This is a genomic window from Streptomyces sp. NPDC001373 (assembly GCF_042895815.1).
GTDB lineage: Bacteria > Actinomycetota > Actinomycetes > Streptomycetales > Streptomycetaceae > Streptomyces.
In genome coordinates this window covers 82,213-97,513 of record NZ_JBIAWQ010000018.1, presented here as the reverse complement: position 1 = coordinate 97,513, position 15,301 = coordinate 82,213, and the positions used below count along the sequence as shown (strand labels likewise).

The 15,301-nt window shown below is 75.9% G+C and carries 10 protein-coding genes; 5 read left to right on the top strand and 5 right to left on the bottom strand.

Annotated features, from left to right (window positions below):
* Window positions 1–41 precede the first annotated feature (41 nt).
* Window positions 42–1,874: a glycoside hydrolase family 15 protein gene (locus tag ACFY15_RS29905; protein WP_390690310.1), complete on the top strand. Its 1,833-nt coding sequence runs from the start codon at window positions 42–44 to the stop codon at window positions 1,872–1,874.
* Window positions 1,875–2,249: 375 nt separating this feature from the next.
* On the top strand, window positions 2,250–3,746 hold the full coding sequence (locus ACFY15_RS29900; protein ID WP_390826410.1) for a purple acid phosphatase family protein: 1,497 nt from the start codon (window positions 2,250–2,252) through the stop codon (window positions 3,744–3,746).
* A gap of 71 nt (window positions 3,747–3,817) precedes the next feature.
* On the opposite strand, the gene ACFY15_RS29895 is transcribed toward ACFY15_RS29900, so the two are convergent.
* Both ACFY15_RS29895 and ACFY15_RS29890 read right to left on the bottom strand, forming a co-directional pair.
* A complete protein-coding gene (locus ACFY15_RS29895) occupies window positions 3,818–4,705 on the bottom strand; it encodes an SDR family NAD(P)-dependent oxidoreductase (protein ID WP_390690308.1) in 888 nt (295 codons plus the stop codon).
* Window positions 4,706–4,827: 122 nt separating this feature from the next.
* Entirely contained in the window at window positions 4,828–5,580 is a 753-nt protein-coding gene (locus tag ACFY15_RS29890) for an ABC transporter ATP-binding protein (RefSeq protein WP_390690307.1), read from the bottom strand.
* Window positions 5,581–5,778: 198 nt separating this feature from the next.
* On the opposite strand from ACFY15_RS29890, the gene ACFY15_RS29885 reads away from it, so the two are divergent.
* Genes ACFY15_RS29885 through ACFY15_RS29875 form a run of 3 tightly spaced genes read left to right on the top strand, consistent with a single transcriptional unit; the run spans window position 5,779 to window position 12,955 of the window.
* Window positions 5,779–9,069: an FtsX-like permease family protein gene (locus ACFY15_RS29885; protein ID WP_390690306.1), complete on the top strand. Its 3,291-nt coding sequence runs from the start codon at window positions 5,779–5,781 to the stop codon at window positions 9,067–9,069.
* Entirely contained in the window at window positions 9,066–11,999 is a 2,934-nt protein-coding gene (locus ACFY15_RS29880; RefSeq protein ID WP_390690305.1) for a hypothetical protein, read from the top strand. The genes ACFY15_RS29885 and ACFY15_RS29880 overlap by 4 nt, the downstream gene beginning before the upstream one ends.
* Window positions 11,996–12,955, top strand: coding sequence for an ABC transporter ATP-binding protein (locus tag ACFY15_RS29875; RefSeq protein ID WP_390690304.1), 960 nt, complete (start codon window positions 11,996–11,998; stop codon window positions 12,953–12,955). The genes ACFY15_RS29880 and ACFY15_RS29875 overlap by 4 nt, the downstream gene beginning before the upstream one ends.
* A 146-nt stretch (window positions 12,956–13,101) precedes the next feature.
* Here the strand turns inward: ACFY15_RS29875 and ACFY15_RS29870 are convergent, their stop codons facing one another.
* The 3 genes from ACFY15_RS29870 to ACFY15_RS29860 all read right to left on the bottom strand — a co-directional run bounded on the left by ACFY15_RS29870 (window position 13,102) and on the right by ACFY15_RS29860 (window position 15,206).
* Complete coding sequence (locus ACFY15_RS29870) at window positions 13,102–13,395, bottom strand: hypothetical protein (protein ID WP_390690303.1); 294 nt, start codon at window positions 13,393–13,395, stop codon at window positions 13,102–13,104.
* Between the two features lie 140 nt (window positions 13,396–13,535).
* Complete coding sequence (locus tag ACFY15_RS29865; RefSeq protein ID WP_390690302.1) at window positions 13,536–14,414, bottom strand: universal stress protein; 879 nt, start codon at window positions 14,412–14,414, stop codon at window positions 13,536–13,538.
* 114 nt (window positions 14,415–14,528) lie between these two features.
* Window positions 14,529–15,206, bottom strand: a complete 678-nt coding sequence (locus ACFY15_RS29860) for a CBS domain-containing protein (RefSeq protein ID WP_390690301.1) — start codon at window positions 15,204–15,206, stop codon at window positions 14,529–14,531.
* Window positions 15,207–15,301 lie beyond the last annotated feature (95 nt).

The following is a 15,301-nucleotide window of genomic DNA, read 5'->3' as shown; positions in this document are numbered from 1 at the left end:
GGACCCCGCACCTGCCACGGCACACCGGTAGGGAGGCCGGCATGGAGTTCCGGAACGGATCCGGGGGAGGGGACGGCTCGCGCTACCTGCCGATCTCCGAGCACGGCCTGATCGGCGACCTCCGTACGGCCGCGCTCGTCGGGACCGACGGCACGATCGACTGGTACTGCTGCCCCCGCTTCGACGCGCCGAGCGTGTTCGCGTCCATCCTCGACGCCGACCGGGGCGGATCGTGGGAGCTCGCCGCCGACGTGCCGGCGCGGACCCGGCAGTTCTACTTCCCCGACACGAACGTGCTGATCACGCGGTTCTACGCCGCCGACGGGGTGGCGGAGATCCAGGACTTCATGCCCGTCGTCGACGAATCCCGCGAGGCGTCCCGGCACCGGCTGATCCGGCGGGTGATCTGCGTCCGGGGCGCCCTGCCGTTCCGGGCCCGGGTCGCGCCCCGCTTCGGCTACGGCGCCGAACCGCACACCGTGCGCACGCAGACCCACGAAGCGGTCTTCGAGTCCCCGTCCCTGTCGCTGGCGCTGTCCACCACCGCGCCGCTGGAAGCCGACGGCGCGGACGTCACGTCGCACTTCAAACTCCTCGAAGGCGAGTCCGCGGTGTTCGCCCTCGACCGGATCACCGGCGACGTCCGTCCGCGGGCCTGCCCGCACGCCGAGGCCGAGGAGCAGTTCGAGGCGACGGCCAGGTTCTGGCGCACCTGGCTGGGCCGCTCCCGCTACCGGGGCCGGTGGCGGGAGATGGTGAATCGCTCGGCGCTGACGCTCAAGCTGCTCACCTACGTGCCGACCGGCGCGATCGTCGCCGCCCCGACGACCAGCCTGCCCGAACGGGCCGGCGGCGAGCGCAACTGGGACTACCGGTACGTGTGGGTCCGCGACGCCGCCTTCTGCGTGTACGCGATGCTCCGGCTCGGCTTCACCTCGGAGGCCGAGGCGTTCATGGGCTTCCTGTCCGAACGGTGCATCGAGCTGGGAGCCGGCCCCAGCGGTCCGCTCCAGATCATGTACGGCATCGACGGGCGCACCGACCTGCCCGAGTCCGAGCTGCGCCACCTTGAGGGGCACCTGGGATCCGCTCCGGTGCGGGTGGGCAACGCCGCCACCGGCCAGCTCCAGCTGGACATCTACGGAGCCCTGATCGACTCCGTCTACCTGTACGACAAATGGGGGAAGCCCATCAGCAGCGACCACTGGGACGAGGTCGGGGCCGTCGTGGACTGGCTCTGCGAGAACTGGGACCAGCCCGACGAGGGCGTCTGGGAGACCCGTGGCGGCCGCAGGAACTTCGTCTACTCGCGGCTGATGTGCTGGGTGGCGATCGAACGGGCCGTCCGCATGGCGAACCGTCGCGGCCTGCCGGCCGATCTCGCCCGCTGGCAGCGGAGCCGGGACGCGATCTACCGTCAGATCATGCGGGAGGGCTGGTCGGCCGAGCGCGGAGCCTTCGTCCAGGGGCTGGGCGACGACGTCCTCGACGCGTCCGTGCTGATGATGCCGATGGCCAAGTTCATCTCGCCCACCGACCCGAAGTGGCTCTCGACCCTGGACGCGCTGACCGCGGAGCTGGTCTCCGACTCGCTGGTCTACCGCTACGACCCCCAGGCCAGCCCGGACGGCCTGCGCGGAGCCGAGGGCACGTTCTCGATCTGTTCCTTCTGGTACGTCGAGGCGCTCACCCGCGCCGGACGCCTGGAGGAGGCCCGGCTGGCCTTCGAGAAGATGCTCACCTACGCCAACCACGTCGGCCTCTACGCGGAGGAGATCGGCCGCAGCGGAGAGCAACTCGGCAACTTCCCGCAGGCCTTCACCCACCTCTCGCTGATCAGCGCCGCCTACAACCTCGACCGCGCCCTCGGCTGAGGCCCCCTGGGGACGGCGGGGCGGCCGGAAGGCGCGCGGGAGGCCGCACGGGTGGCGCTCGTCCCCATCGGCCCGGCGGCAGGACACGCCCCGTCCCGTGAGGCACGCCTCTGCGGCGAGGCCGCCGCAGCCCCCGGCGACCACCGGGTGGTGCCTCCGGGAAACTTTCGTTCAAGAGTGTTCCCCGCAGGCCGCGGGGCGGCCGGTCGCACCTAGGGTGCAGACGGTCAACTTCCTTCGAGACAAAGGCGTTCCATGTCGATTCCGCGCAGATCGTTACTGACCGGCTCGACGGCCGGCGCCGCGGCCGCCGTCGTCGGGGGTGCGGGGAGTGCCGGGGCCGTCGGGCGGCCCGTGGCCGCGGCGTCGCCGTTGGTGCAGCGCACGCCCAGCCGGATCGGGGTGCCGGGCGTGGCCGGGCTGCACCTCCAGTTCGGTGCCGATCCCGCTACCGAGATGACCGTCTCCTGGATCAGCCCCCAGTCCGTCCGACGCCCGCGGGTCCACCTCGGGTCACCGGACGGCGGCGCCGGGCGCACGATCGACGCCGAGACCCGTACCTACCGCGACGGGCTCTCACAGCGGGAGGTGTACGTCCACCACGCGCGCGTCACCGGGCTGCGGCCGGACACCACGTACCTGTACTCGGCCGGGCACGACGGCGCCGCGCAGGAGACCGGGTCGTTCACCACGGCGCCGCGCGGCCGGACCGCGTTCACCTTCACCAGCTTCGGCGACCAGGGCACCCCCAACCTGCGCCGGAGCCTCAAGTGGCCCACGAAGGACACACCGCCGCCCCTCGGCCCCTTCCCGCTCTACACCAGCACCCAGGGCGGCACCGAGGCCTCCGCCGACATCGTGGCCGCGGTCGAACGGGTCGCCCCGCTGTTCAACCTCGTCAACGGCGACCTCTGCTACGCGGGCGTGGCCGGTGCCATCGGCGAGGACCGCGTCGCGACCTGGGCCGACTGGTTCATCAGCAACAGCCGCTCGGCGCGGCTGCGCCCCTGGATGCCCTGCGTCGGCAACGGCGAGACCGAGAAGGGCAACGGCCCCCTGGGCCTCACCGGCTACCAGACCTACTTCACGCTGCCGGGCCCGACGTCCGCCGCCGACCCCGGGACGGACGGCCTGTGGTACGCCTTCACCGTCGGCGCGGTGCGCTTCATCAGCCTGGCCAACGACGACGTGGCCATCGCGGACACCGGCGACCTCTATCTCCGCGGATACTCCGGCGGTGCGCAACGCCGTTGGCTGGAAAGAGAGTTGAAGGCGGCGCGGGGCAGCTCCGGCATCGACTGGATCGTCGTCTTCATGCACCATCCGATGGTCTCCAGCCACCGCGGCGGCGGCAGCGACCTCGGGGTCCGCGAGGCGTGGGGCCCGCTCTTCGACGCGTACGGGGTCGACCTGGTGCTCTGCGGCCACGAGCACTACTACGAACGCTCGCTGCCGGTCCGCGGCACCCTGCCGAACGACGCCCGCACCCCCGTCCCGGTCTCCACCCGCACCGACGTCGCCGACACCGGTCAGGGAACCGTCCACATGATCATCGGAGGCGGCGGCAACTTCGCCACCACCCAGGACGACCTCTTCGAGGAGCCCAGGGCCCGCGTCGTGGTCGACGTGAGCAAGCAGCCCGAGGGCCGCCACCGCACACCGGTCTACCTCACCGAGGACGCCCCCTGGCGCGCCGTCCAGGACCGCGTCCACTCCCACGGCTTCGCCGCCTTCGACGTCGACCCGGGCACCCGAGGCACCGGACGCACCCGGATGCACGTCACGTACTACACCTTCGACGGCCCCTACGGGGAGCTGACCCCGGTGGACACCTTCACCCTGGAACGCCCCCGCGCGGACGCCCCGCACTGACACCGGCCCGACGGCCGCCGCCCGGGCGGCGGCCGCCGGGCCGGGTGCGGTGGGGGTGCGGGTACGGAGGGTCAGGGCGTGAGGAGGCGGTCCTGCTCGACCAGGGGGCGGCCGCCGTGCCAGTCCAGGGCCTCGCCGAAGCGGACCAGCTCGCCGTACAGGGCGGGGTCCGCCTGGGGGGCGGACACCAGGTCGAGCACGGCCCGCGCCGCCTCGGCGGGCGACAGGGCCCCGCTGAAGTCGGTGAACCACGGGCGGGAGGTCGCGGTGTCGACTGTGCCGGGGCACACGGCGGCGATCAGGGTGCCGTCCGCGAGGTCGCGGGCGCGGCGTTCGGCGGCGACCGCGCGGACGGCGGCGACCTGGGCCACCTTCGAGGGCACGTTCAGCCAGCGCGGCCAGCCCGTCTCGGCCGCCGTGTTGTGGTGGATCGCGGCGCGCCAGGACTCGACGGCGTACTCGACCTGGTCGAGGCTCGCGCCGTCGAACAGGGGGTGCAGCCGGGGGTCCAGGTGCCCGAGGGTGCCCAGGCCGCTGGCTACGATGAGCAGTTTGCCGCCGGGCCGCAGGACCGGGCCGAAGGACCGCAGGACGGAATGGGTGGCCGTGTTGGAGACGTCGATGAACTCGTCGGCCCGCGCGGCCTGCGACTCGTGGGGCAGCAGGCGGGTGACGGCGTTGGAGACCACCTCGTCGACGCCGCCGTACCGGGCCCGCAGCTCCTCGGCGAGGCGGGCGATCTCCTCGGTGTCGGTGACGTCCAGGACGCGGCCCTCCACCCGGGCGCGGGTGGAGGGCAGGTCCGCCGCCTCGCGGGCGGCTTCGGTGACGCGCCGGTGGTCGCGGCCCGTGAGCAGGACCAGGTCCTCCGGCCGCATGCGGGCGGCGAGGCCGCCAACCAGGGCCCGGCCCAGGCCCTGGTTGGCGCCGGTGACGAGTGCGATGCGTGAAGTGTTCATGCCCTCACGTGAGGAAGCCGGGGATACATGCGTCCAACGAAACTTACGCATCGGTGGTATGCGTAAGCGTCATGGACTTCCCTGAAGACCCTCCCGGCGCCGACGGCCGCCGGCGGTGCGCCCTACGCGCCGGACGCGGGGGCGTCGGCCTCGACGACGCGGCCGTCGCGCAACTCCACCACGTGGTCGGCGAGTTCGATCAGGTGGGGGTCGTGGGTGGCGACGAGGACGGTGACGTCCTTGCTGCGGACCACCGCGCGCAGCAGCTCCATGATCGACCGGCCGGTCTCCAGGTCGAGCTGGCCCGTGGGCTCGTCGGCGATGATCAGCTCGGGGTCGTTGGCCAGGGCCCGGGCCAGCGCGACGCGCTGCTGCTGGCCGCCGGAGAGTTCGCCGGGGCGCTGTTCGGCGTGTTCCGCGAGGCCGACCAGGGCGAGCAGGGTCCTTGCGTGTTCCTCGCGCTCCTTCGCGGGGACGCGGCGCAGCCGCATCGGTACGCCGACGTTCTCCAGGGCGGTGAGGACGGGGATCAGCCCGAAGGACTGGAAGACGAAGCCGATGCGGTCGCGGCGCAGGGCGAGCAGGCCCGCTTCGTCGAGGGACGCCAGGTCGGTGCCGTCGAGGGTGATCCGCCCGCTGCTCGGTCTGTCGAGGCCGCCGACGAGGTTGAGCAGGGTGGTCTTGCCGGACCCCGAACGCCCCCGCAGCGCGGTGAGCGCGCCGCGGCGGATCCCGAAGGACACCCCGCGCAGGGCGTGGACGGCCTGCGGTCCGCTGCCGAAGCTGTGGTGCACGTCGTCCACCACCACGATCGGTGCGCCGCGGTCCTCCCGGTCCGGCGCGGCCGTCGCCGCAGAACTCTGATGGGCTGTCATGAAACGTGCTCCCCCGTGGAGTCGAGTGCGCCGCGCCCCCGGACCCGTCTCCCGTACCCGTAGGGCCGCTGTGACTTTCTGATCACATTTGCGCACCTGTCACCTACTTCACGCAAGTCCCTTCCGTTGATCATCCGAATCTGACAGCATCGTCCGCTATCCGGGACTGCGAGTCCGGACGGGGGAGGGACTGCACACGTGCTCGGCTTCGTCGTGCGCCGACTGCGCGGGCGATGGCCGCTCGCCGTCGCCGCACTGCTCACCGTACTGATCACGGCCACCGCGCTGACCGCGCTGACGGCGTTCACCCGCGGGGTGGGGGAGGAAGGGCTCCGACGCGCCCTGGCCGGCCCGGAGCGGTCCCGGACGACCGTCGTGGTCACCAGCGGCCGTCCCGCCGCCTCCCGGGCCGCGGACGACGAGTCCGTCCGGGCGTTCTCCGGCAACGTGTTCGGGCGACTGCCGGTGGCCTCGCAGAGCGTGGCGCTCAGCCGCTCCTACGGACTCCCCGGGGCCTCCGCCTCGGGCCGCGACGCCGACCTCACCCTGCTCGCCGCGCTCGGCCGCACGCACGTACGGCTGCTGGAGGGGCAGTGGCCCCAGCCGGTGACCGGCCCCGTCACGGGCGGTGCCGCCCCGCCCCACGTGGCCGTGCCGCGCACGGCGCTGGCGCGCCTCGGCCTGACCGGATCGGCCCTGCCCGCGCAGGTCCGCCTCGACGACCGGTTCGGCGGGCCCGCGCTGACGGTCCTGGTGACCGGCGTGTACCGGGCCGCCGATCCGGACGACGCCTACTGGCGGCTCGACCCGCTCGGCGGCCGGGAGATCCGGACCGGCAGCTTCACCACCTACGGCCCGCTCCTGGTGGACGACAGCGCGTTCACGGCCGGCGGCCTCCTCCAGGAGTACCGCTCCACGCTCCTCACCCCGGACCTGGGTACGATCCGCACCTCCGAAGCCGAGGCGATCCGCACCGCCGCGGGCCCCGCGGGGCGCGACCTGGAGCGCACCGCCTCGCTCCGCACCTCCACCGAACTCCCGGCACTGCTCGCCGAGTCGGACTCCGGACTGCGCGTCGCCCGGTCCGCCCTGCTGGCCGGCGCCCTCCAGCTCGCCGTCCTGGCGGCCGCCGCACTGCTCCTCGTCTCCCACATCATGACGGTGCGCCAGGAGCCCGAGCGGGTCCTGCTCACCGCGCGCGGCGCCTCACGCCGGCGCCTCGGCGCACTGGGCGCGGCCGAGTCGCTGCTGCTGGCCCTGCCCGCCGCCGTCCTCGCCCCGCTGCTCACCCCGCCCCTGCTGCGCCTGTCCGGCCGGATCGGACCGCTCGGCCGGGTCCACCTGGAGATTCCGGACACCTGGCTGGTCTGGCCGGTCGCGGCCGGCTGCGCCCTGGCCTGCGTCCTGCTGACGACGCTGCCCTCCGTCCTGCGCGGCGCCTCCGCCGCCGTACTGCGCCGGGCCGGCAGCCGGCAGGCCCTGGTGACGGGCGCCGCCCGATCCGGACTGGACCTGGCCGTGGTGGCCCTCGCCGTCCTGTGCCACCAGCAGCTGTCGCACTACGGGGGCGCCGACGGCGCGGGCCCGGGCACCGGCCCCGCCGACGGCGGGCTCGGCGTGGACCCCGTGCTGGTCGCGGCCCCGGCCCTGGCCCTGTGCGCGGGCACGCTGCTCGTCCTGCGGCTGCTGCCGCTCGCCGCGCGGGCCGGCGGACGGCTGGCGGCGCGCGGTCGCGGCCTCGGCCCGGCCCTGTGCGGCTGGCAGCTCGCCCGACGGCCCGGCCGGGCCACCGGGCCCGTGCTGCTGCTCGTCCTCGCCGTCTCCAGCGGGGTCCTGGCCCTCGGCCAGCACGCCGCCTGGTCCGCGTCCCAGCGGGACCAGGCGGACTTCGCGACCGCCGGCGGGCTGCGGATCTCCGGCAGCAGCATGTCCCCGATGGGCCAGGGCGGACGCTACGGGGCCCTTCCCGGCGCGGACCGCCTGATCCCGGTGTTCCGCCAGGACCAGCAGCTGCCGGGCGGAGGCACCGCCGACCTGCTCGCGCTCGACGCCGCCAAGGCGGCCGCAGGCGTACCGCTGCGCGCGGACCTGCGCGGCGACCGCTCCGTACGGGAGCTGTTCACCCCGCTCGCCGCCCCCGGGCCGGAGGCCGCCGCCCCCGGCGTCACCCTGCCCGGCTCCCCCCGCCGCATCGACCTCGACGTCACGGTACGGTCCACCGGTACAAGCTGGGCCGCCGTGAGCCTGCTCCTGCGCGACCGGTTCGGGACCGTCCACACGACCCCGCAGGTCCCCCTGCCCGCCGCCGGCGACGGCACCCTCCGCTTCCCGCTGGACGCCCTGACCGACGCCCCGATCGGCTCGGCCGCGACCCCCCTGGCGCTGGCGGGCGTCAGCCTCTCGTACGCGGGGGACGGCGGCCCGGCGGGCGACGGCGCCGAACTCGCCCTGCGCCGGATCGCCGCCTCCGACACCCCCGACGGGAGCGCCGTACCGGTCGCCGCCTCGGCCGCAGCCGGCCCCGCGGGCGCCGGGGGCTGGCAGCTGGCGCCCCCGCAGCCGCCCCGCTCCTCGGGAGCCCCCGCCCTCGCCCCGGTCGCGGCCGGCTCCACCGACGTCCTGCGCCTGCGCTACTGGGGCGGGTCCGGCACCGACCGGGGCGTCCACGCCCTGCTGTTCCCCGCCCCCGCCGCCCCGCCCGCCGCCGTGCTCCCGGCGGTCGCCACCACCGGATACCTCCGCGCCCTCGGCGCCTCCACGGGGGACACGGTCCACCTCACCGTCGACGGGGTGACGGTCCCGCTGAAGATCACCGCCGCCGTCGAGGCGCTCCCCGTGGCCGGACGCAAGGCGCTCGCCGTCGACCTGCCCGCACTCGGCCGGTTCCTTCTGGAAACCGCCGGGCAGCAGGGGGCCCCGCCCACCGAATGGTGGCTGCCCGCCGCCTCGGCCGCCGACCCCGCCCCGGCCCGCGCGGCGGGCCTGCTCCGCGAAGGGGTCAGGACCGAACGCGTCCAGCTGAGCGGGGAGATCGCCGACGGCCTGCTCGACGACCCGCTGAGCGCCGGCCCGCAGAGCGCGCTGGCCGCCCTCGCCGCCGCCTGCGCGGTCCTCGCCGCCATCGGTTTCGCCACCGCCACCGCCGCCGAACGGCGGGTGCGCGGACGGGAGTTCTCGGTACTGCTCGCACTCGGCGCCCCGCGCCGCTCACTGGCCCTCGCCGCCGCCGCCGAGAGCGGGGCGCTGATCGTCCTGGGGACCGCGGTCGGCACCGCGCTGGGCGTCGCCCTCGTCCACCTCATGGCGCCCCTCGTCGTGCTGACACCGGCCGCGCGGCGGCCGTACCCGCCCGTCCGGGTGGACATGCCGCTCTGGCAGACCCTGCTGACGGCCGCCGCCATAGTGGCCGTCCCCCTGCTGTCGGCCGCCTTCAGCGGTCCCCGGGGCCGCGACATCGCCGCCCGGCTGCGCCCCGTGGAGGAGATGTGACCACCCTGCCGCCGTCGGTGACCCCGGAGTCCTCCGCCCCTGCGCAGCCCCCCGAGGCCGTCCCGCGTCCCGCGCCCTGGGTCGGGACCCGGCTGCGGGCCGCCAAGGCCGGCAGCGTGCTCGCCGCCGTGCTGGCGTTCGTCGCCGTCCTGCTGGCCGCGGCGCTGCCACGGGCCCAGGACCGCGGAGCCGACCAGGCGCTGCGGTCCTTCCTCCAGCGCGGCGGGCCCAGCTACACCGGCCTGCTGGCGACCGCGCCGCCGGAGCGGGGACAGGGCCTGGAACGCCTCGACGCGACGAAGGCGACCCTGCTCGCGCACACCGGAGGCAGCTTCCACGTCGAGCCGGACTCCGTCGTGTACGGCAACTGGACCGTCAAGGGCCGCAACCTGCTGAACCCGGGGCTCGCCGCCCCCTCGGGCCTGCCGCCCGTGATGCGCCTGCTGTACGTGCGCAACGCCCGGTCGCACGTCCGGCTGGTGGAGGGGCAGTGGCCGGCCGACACCCCCGTCGCGGGCACCCCGCCCGCCGCCGCCTCGGGCGGCGCCGCCGAGGACGGGCCCCCCTTGCGGATCGCGCTCTCCCAGCGTGCCGCCCGCACCATCGGGGCCCGCCTCGGAACGGTCCTGACGACCTCGCCCGTGCCCGGCGCCGGCCCCCGCGCGGAGGTCGTCGGCCTCTACACGGTCCCCGACGAGACCGAGGACTTCTGGGTGGACCTGGGATGTCTCGACCTCGCCTGCGAGTACCACCAGGGGGAGAACTCCTACTGGGCCGCCGACGCCCTCGTCGAAGCCCCCGACCTGCCCCGGCTGGACGGCTGGAGCTCCACGGCCGAGGACTTCTGGCGGCTCCCGGTCGACACCGGCCGGCTGCGTGCGGACCGGCTCGCCACCACCGAGCAGGACATCGCCTCGTACGTCACCGGGCCCGTCGCCGCCGAACTCGTCACGCAGACCGGGCGCGACATGCTCCGCACCAACTCGCGGCTGCCCGAGCTGTTCGCCCAGGCCCGGGCCCGCAGCCAGGCCGCGGCACCGCTCGCCGCGATCGGACCCGCCGGGGTGGCCGGGGTCGCTTTCGTCGTCCTGTGCCTGGCCGGAGCGCTCGCCGCGGACCGCCGGGAGGCCGAGCTGCGACTCCTGCGGGCGCGCGGCGGCTCGCGCGCCGGCATCGTCGGCCGGCTCCTCGGCGAGGGCGCCGTCACCGTCCTCCCGGCGGCCGCCGCGGCCACCGCGCTCGCCGTCCTGCTGCTGCCCACGCCCCGGCTCGCGGCCTCGCTGCTCTCCGCCGCGGCCGTCACCCTGCTCGCCCTGCTGGCCTTCCCCGTCCGTGCGGCCGTGCTGCTGTCCCCGCCGCGCCCGGCCGCGCGGTGGCGCAGGCCCGTGGCCGAACTACTGGTTCTCGCCGCCACCGCGGCCGCGGTGTCGGAGGTGCGCCGTCGCGGGGTCGCGCCCGCCGGCAGCGGCACGGACCCGCTGCTGATCGCCGCTCCGCTGCTGCTCGCGCTGTGCGGCGGCCTGCTGCTGGCCAGGCTCCTGCCCCTGCTGACGGGGTGGTTCGCCCGCGCGGCCGCCCGCGGCCGCGGGCTGGTCGGCTACCTGGGGCTGGTACGGGCCGCGAGCGGCCCCGGCCGCCGCGGGGCCGCCGCCCCGGGGCGCGGCCGGACCGGCCCCTCCCTCCTGCCCCTTCTCGCCCTGCTCCTGGCCGTCACCACCGGCGGGTTCGGGTCCGCGGTGCTGGAGTCCGTGGACGCCGCCCGCGTCCAGGGGGCGCACCGGACGATCGGCGGCGACGCGGGCATCTCCGCGGTCGGGGCCGGGACGCTCCCGGACGCGCTCGTGAAGGCCGCGGGCGAACTGCCGGGCGTGCGGACCTCCGTCGCCCTGTGGACGGACGACGACTCCTTCGTCCTCGGCACCGCCGAGGGCCGCACCCGGGTCACCCTGGTCGTCGCGGAACCCGCCGCGTACGCCGCGCTCTCCCGCGGCCTGGGCTGCGGCGCCTTCGACCCCGCCCTGCTGGGCGGCGGCGCAGCGGGCTCCGCGGACGCCCCCGTGCCCGCGCTGTTCAGCGCCGGACTGGCACGGCAGGCGGGCCGGGGCACGTACGCCCTGCGGCCCGGACCGGGCGGGGAGCTGCGGGTACGGCCCGCCGGCGTCGTCGACTGCACCCCCGCCCCGTCGGGCCCGGGCGGGGAGACCGTCGTCCTGCCGGCGGGCCCCGCGACGGCCCTCATCCGCGGCGCCGACCATGCCAACCGGTGGCTCGCCCTCGGCTCCGTCGACGCCGGGCGGCTGCGCGCCCTGGCCCGGGCCGCCCGCCCGGCACCGGCCGCGACGCCCCCGGCCGCGACGTCCCCGGCCGCCCCGGCGCCGCAGCAGACGGCGGAGCCGGCCGCGGCACGGGACGCGGGCGCCGGGGCGCAGCGGGCCGACGACCGGTACCTGGTGCGCACCAGCGCCGAGTACGTCGCCGAGCTGGGCGCCGACCCGCTCCAGGGCTCGGCCGAGCGCCTGTTCTGGTCCTGCGTGGCCGCGGCCGCCGGCTTCGCCCTGCTGGCCGTGCTGCTCACGCTGCTGCGCAACGTCCCCGAACGCGCCGCGCTGCTGGCCCGGCTGCGGACCATGGGGCTGCGCCGCCGCCAGGGCGTGGCGCTGATCCTCGCCGAGGCCCTGCCGCAGACCCTGGCCGCCGCGCTGGGCGGGGCCCTGACGGCGGCTGCGGCGGTCGCGCTGCTGGGCCCGGCGACGGACCTGTCCACGCTGGTCGGGGCCGGCGCGCCGACCGGCGTACGGCTCACCGCGGGGGCCGTACTGACACCGGCCCTGGGCCTGGCCGCCCTGGTCGGCGCGGCCGTCCTCGTCGAGGCGGCGACGTCCGGGCGACGGCAGATCACCACCGAGTTGAGAGCGGGAGACCAGCGTTGAACACCGACCAGCCGACCTTCGAGGAACTGCGCCGCAGGGCGGCGGCGGCCACGGAGTCCCGCACCCCCGCCGCGGACGCCGCGATCGCCTGCGACCGCCTGGTGCGGATCTTCAGCACGGACGGCGTCGAGGTGCAGGCCCTCCAGGGGCTGGAGCTGACCGTCGCCCAGGGCGACCTGGTGGCGCTCGTCGGCGCCTCGGGCAGCGGAAAGTCCACCCTCCTCAACATCCTGGCGGGGCTGGACGTTCCGACGGCGGGCAGCGCCGCGGTCGCCGGATACGACCTGCTGGAGCTGTCGGCGCGGGACCGGCTGCGCTACCGGCGCGAAGCGGTCGGCTTCGTCTTCCAGCAGACGGCCCGCAACCTGCTGCCGTTCCTGACGGCCGCCCAGAACGTGGCCCTGCCCATGCAGTTGCGCGGCGGCGGCTCCCGCCGCGGCGCCCGCGCCCGCCAGGCCGCCCGGGTCGCGGAGGTGCTGGACGCCCTCGGGATCGGCGACCTGGCGCACCGGCACCCGGCGCAGCTGTCGGGCGGGCAGCAGCAGCGCGTCGCGATCGCCGTGGCGATGGCGAACGATCCCATGGTGCTGCTGGCCGACGAGCCCACGGGCGAACTGGACTCCGAGACGGCCGCGACGGTCTTCGAGGCCCTCCGCACCGTGAACAGGGAACTCGGCGTGACGGTGGTCGTCGTGACCCACGACCCGATGGTGGCGGGGGAGGTCCGCCGCACCGTGGCGATCCGCGACGGCCGCACCAGCAGCGAGGTCCTGCGCAGCCTGGTCACCGACGAGCACGGCGAGGAATCGGTCAGCGAACGCGAGTACGTGGTCCTCGACCGCTCCGGGCGCGTCCAGCTCCCGCCGAAGTTCCTGGCGGCCCTGGGCATGGAACACCGCGTGGCGGTCGACCTGGCCCCGGACCGCATCGAACTGCGACCTGACCGGAACGAGTGACCCCGCGCCCGCCGGACCGCACACCGGCCCGGACGCACGGGGACGCGAACGGAGCGTACCGCGCGGTGCGGGGCCCGACGCGGAGGCGCTGCGCGGACCGGCCGTGAGGCCCGACGGCCGCCGTACGCGCCCCCGTGCGCCGGGACTCAGACCGCCGAGATGATCGGCGGGGGAGCGAAGCGCACCGCGCCGCCCGCGCGGACGGCTTCCACCGCGCTCTGGTGTATCAGGCGGCTCGACTGCGGATCGCGGCAGGCCACCGGGCTGCCGGCCAGGGCGTACCACTCCTCGCCGTCCCCATACCCGACCGCGACGTGCGCGCGGCCCTCCTGCCACTCGGTGTGCACGGTCAGTTCACCCGACAGTGCCCCGGCCTGCTCCGTGAGCACCCCGCCGTGCCCTGCGAACACACCCGGGGTGGTCCATGAAGTGGGTTCCATCTCAGCTCACCTCGCCGACGGCTTCGTCTTCCAGTCCGGTGCCGTTCATAGTGCCGACGCCCGGCCCGCCCGGTCCAGGGCCGTGTGGCCCCTCGCGCGGGACCACCCGGTCCGGCCGCCCCGGGCCCCGCCCCGCCGGGTCACTCCCGGACACCCCCCTCGATCCGGGGCACGACCGCGACGGGGCAGTGGGCGTGGTGCAGCAGGGCGTGGGCGACGCGGCCCGGCTGCAGGCCGGAGTGGTGCGCCCGGCGGTGCGCGCCGACCACCACGAGGCCGGCCGCCGCCGTGCGTTCCAGGAGCACCTTGTGCGCGGGACCCTCGACGAGGGTCCGGTGCGGGACGACCCCGGGGTGCTCGCGCAGCGGCCCGGTCAGGGCCTCGTCCAGCAGGGTGTCCGCGCGCGCCTGATGGTAGAGGCAGACCCCGTCGGCGAGGGCGGGGTGGGGGGTCGTCTCGTGCGCGGGGCAGTGCCAGGCGCGCACCGCCTCCAGGTCGCAGCCGCGCACGGCCGCCTCGCGCAGCGCGAACCGCACGGCCTCCACGCCCCCGGGGGCGTCCGACACCCCGAGCAGGATCCGCCGGGGCCCCTCGCCGGATCCGTCGCCGCGGACGACGACGACCGGGCACAGCGCACGGGATGCGACGGCCAGGCCGACCGAGCCCAGCAGGAGCTCCTTGAAGCCGCCGCGCCCCCGCGAACCGGTGACCACCGCCCACGAGGTCCGGCTCTCCCGCACCAGCGCCTGGGCGGGGTCGTCGGCGACCACCGCGGTGTCCAGCCGGAGCTCCGGAGCGCGCTGCCGGGCCCTGCCGACGGCCGTCCGCAGGGCCTCGGGGCCGGTCTGCTCCTCCGCGCGCTGTCCCACGGGGCCCGGGGAGAGCTCGCACCACTCCCAGCGGGAGGCGTACACCACCCGCAGCGGGAGCCCGTGCAGGGCGGCCTCGTCCACGGCCCAGTCCAGGGCCCGCAGCGCGTGATCGGAGCCGTCGACACCGACCGTAAGGGGCAGCTCCATCGCGGCAACCTCCTGCGCCGGGCGCTCCGCCGGTGTCGGTCCGGGCCGGCGATGACCCCTCCATGCTGCTCGTACGCCCATCGGCGCGCGAATCGGCGGGGAGGGCGGCGACCGCTACGGGCCCTCGCCCGGGGCCTCCGCGGCCCGGAGCCGGCAGTGCACGTCGACGACGCCCTCCACCGACCGGGCGAGGTGCTCCGCCATGGGGATCAGGCCCGGGTCCCGGACCCGGCCGGTCAGCGTGGCGACACCGTGCGCGACGGTGACCGCGACGGCCTCGCGGGAGAGCGGGAACAGGCGTGCGACGACGCTCTCGCGGATCTCCGCGGCCAGGTCCTCGTCGGCGCGCAGGAAGACCTTGAGGAGGTCGGCGCGGCTGACGATGCCATGGAGCCTGCCGTCGGCGTCGACGACGGGCAGACGCTTGAGGTGCCGGTCGGCCATCAGACGGGCGGCCCGGGGGAGCGTCGCGTCGGGGCGGATCGTGACGGCGGGGGTGGTCATGAGGTTCTCGGCGCGGGTGGAGCCGGCTTTGGCGGTGTCGCCGAGGCGGCGCATCTGCTCGATCAGGCCGGGGGCGTGCTCGTGGAACTCCTCCTTGGGCAGGAGGTCGGCCTCGGAGACCACGCCGACGACGCGGCCCTCCCCTTCCAGGACGGGCAGGGCGGTCACCTTCCAGCGCCCCATGGCGGCGGCGATGTCCTTGAAGCCGGTCTCGGGCGTGACGGCGACCACCTCGGTGGTCATCACATCGGCGACGGTGTACGGAGTGGGGGCGGCGGGAGCGGTCATGGCGGGGGTCCCTCGGTGTGCGGAGGCGGGCGCGGGCACGGAGCACGGTCCCGGGCGGCCCGCCCCGGTTGCGGCGCCACAGGTCCGCGACACCC

Excerpts from the sequence above, each read along its gene's own strand:
- ACFY15_RS29865 (WP_390690302.1), bottom strand. The coding sequence starts at position 14,414 with ATGGAGCTGCCCCTTACGGTCGGTGTCGACGGCTCCGATCACGCGCTG.
- ACFY15_RS29905 (WP_390690310.1), top strand. The coding sequence starts at position 42 with ATGGAGTTCCGGAACGGATCCGGGGGAGGGGACGGCTCGCGCTACCTG.
- ACFY15_RS29895 (WP_390690308.1), bottom strand. The coding sequence starts at position 4,705 with ATGAACACTTCACGCATCGCACTCGTCACCGGCGCCAACCAGGGCCTG.
- ACFY15_RS29870 (WP_390690303.1), bottom strand. The coding sequence starts at position 13,395 with ATGGAACCCACTTCATGGACCACCCCGGGTGTGTTCGCAGGGCACGGC.
- ACFY15_RS29890 (WP_390690307.1), bottom strand. The coding sequence starts at position 5,580 with ATGACAGCCCATCAGAGTTCTGCGGCGACGGCCGCGCCGGACCGGGAG.
- ACFY15_RS29860 (WP_390690301.1), bottom strand. The coding sequence starts at position 15,206 with ATGACCGCTCCCGCCGCCCCCACTCCGTACACCGTCGCCGATGTGATG.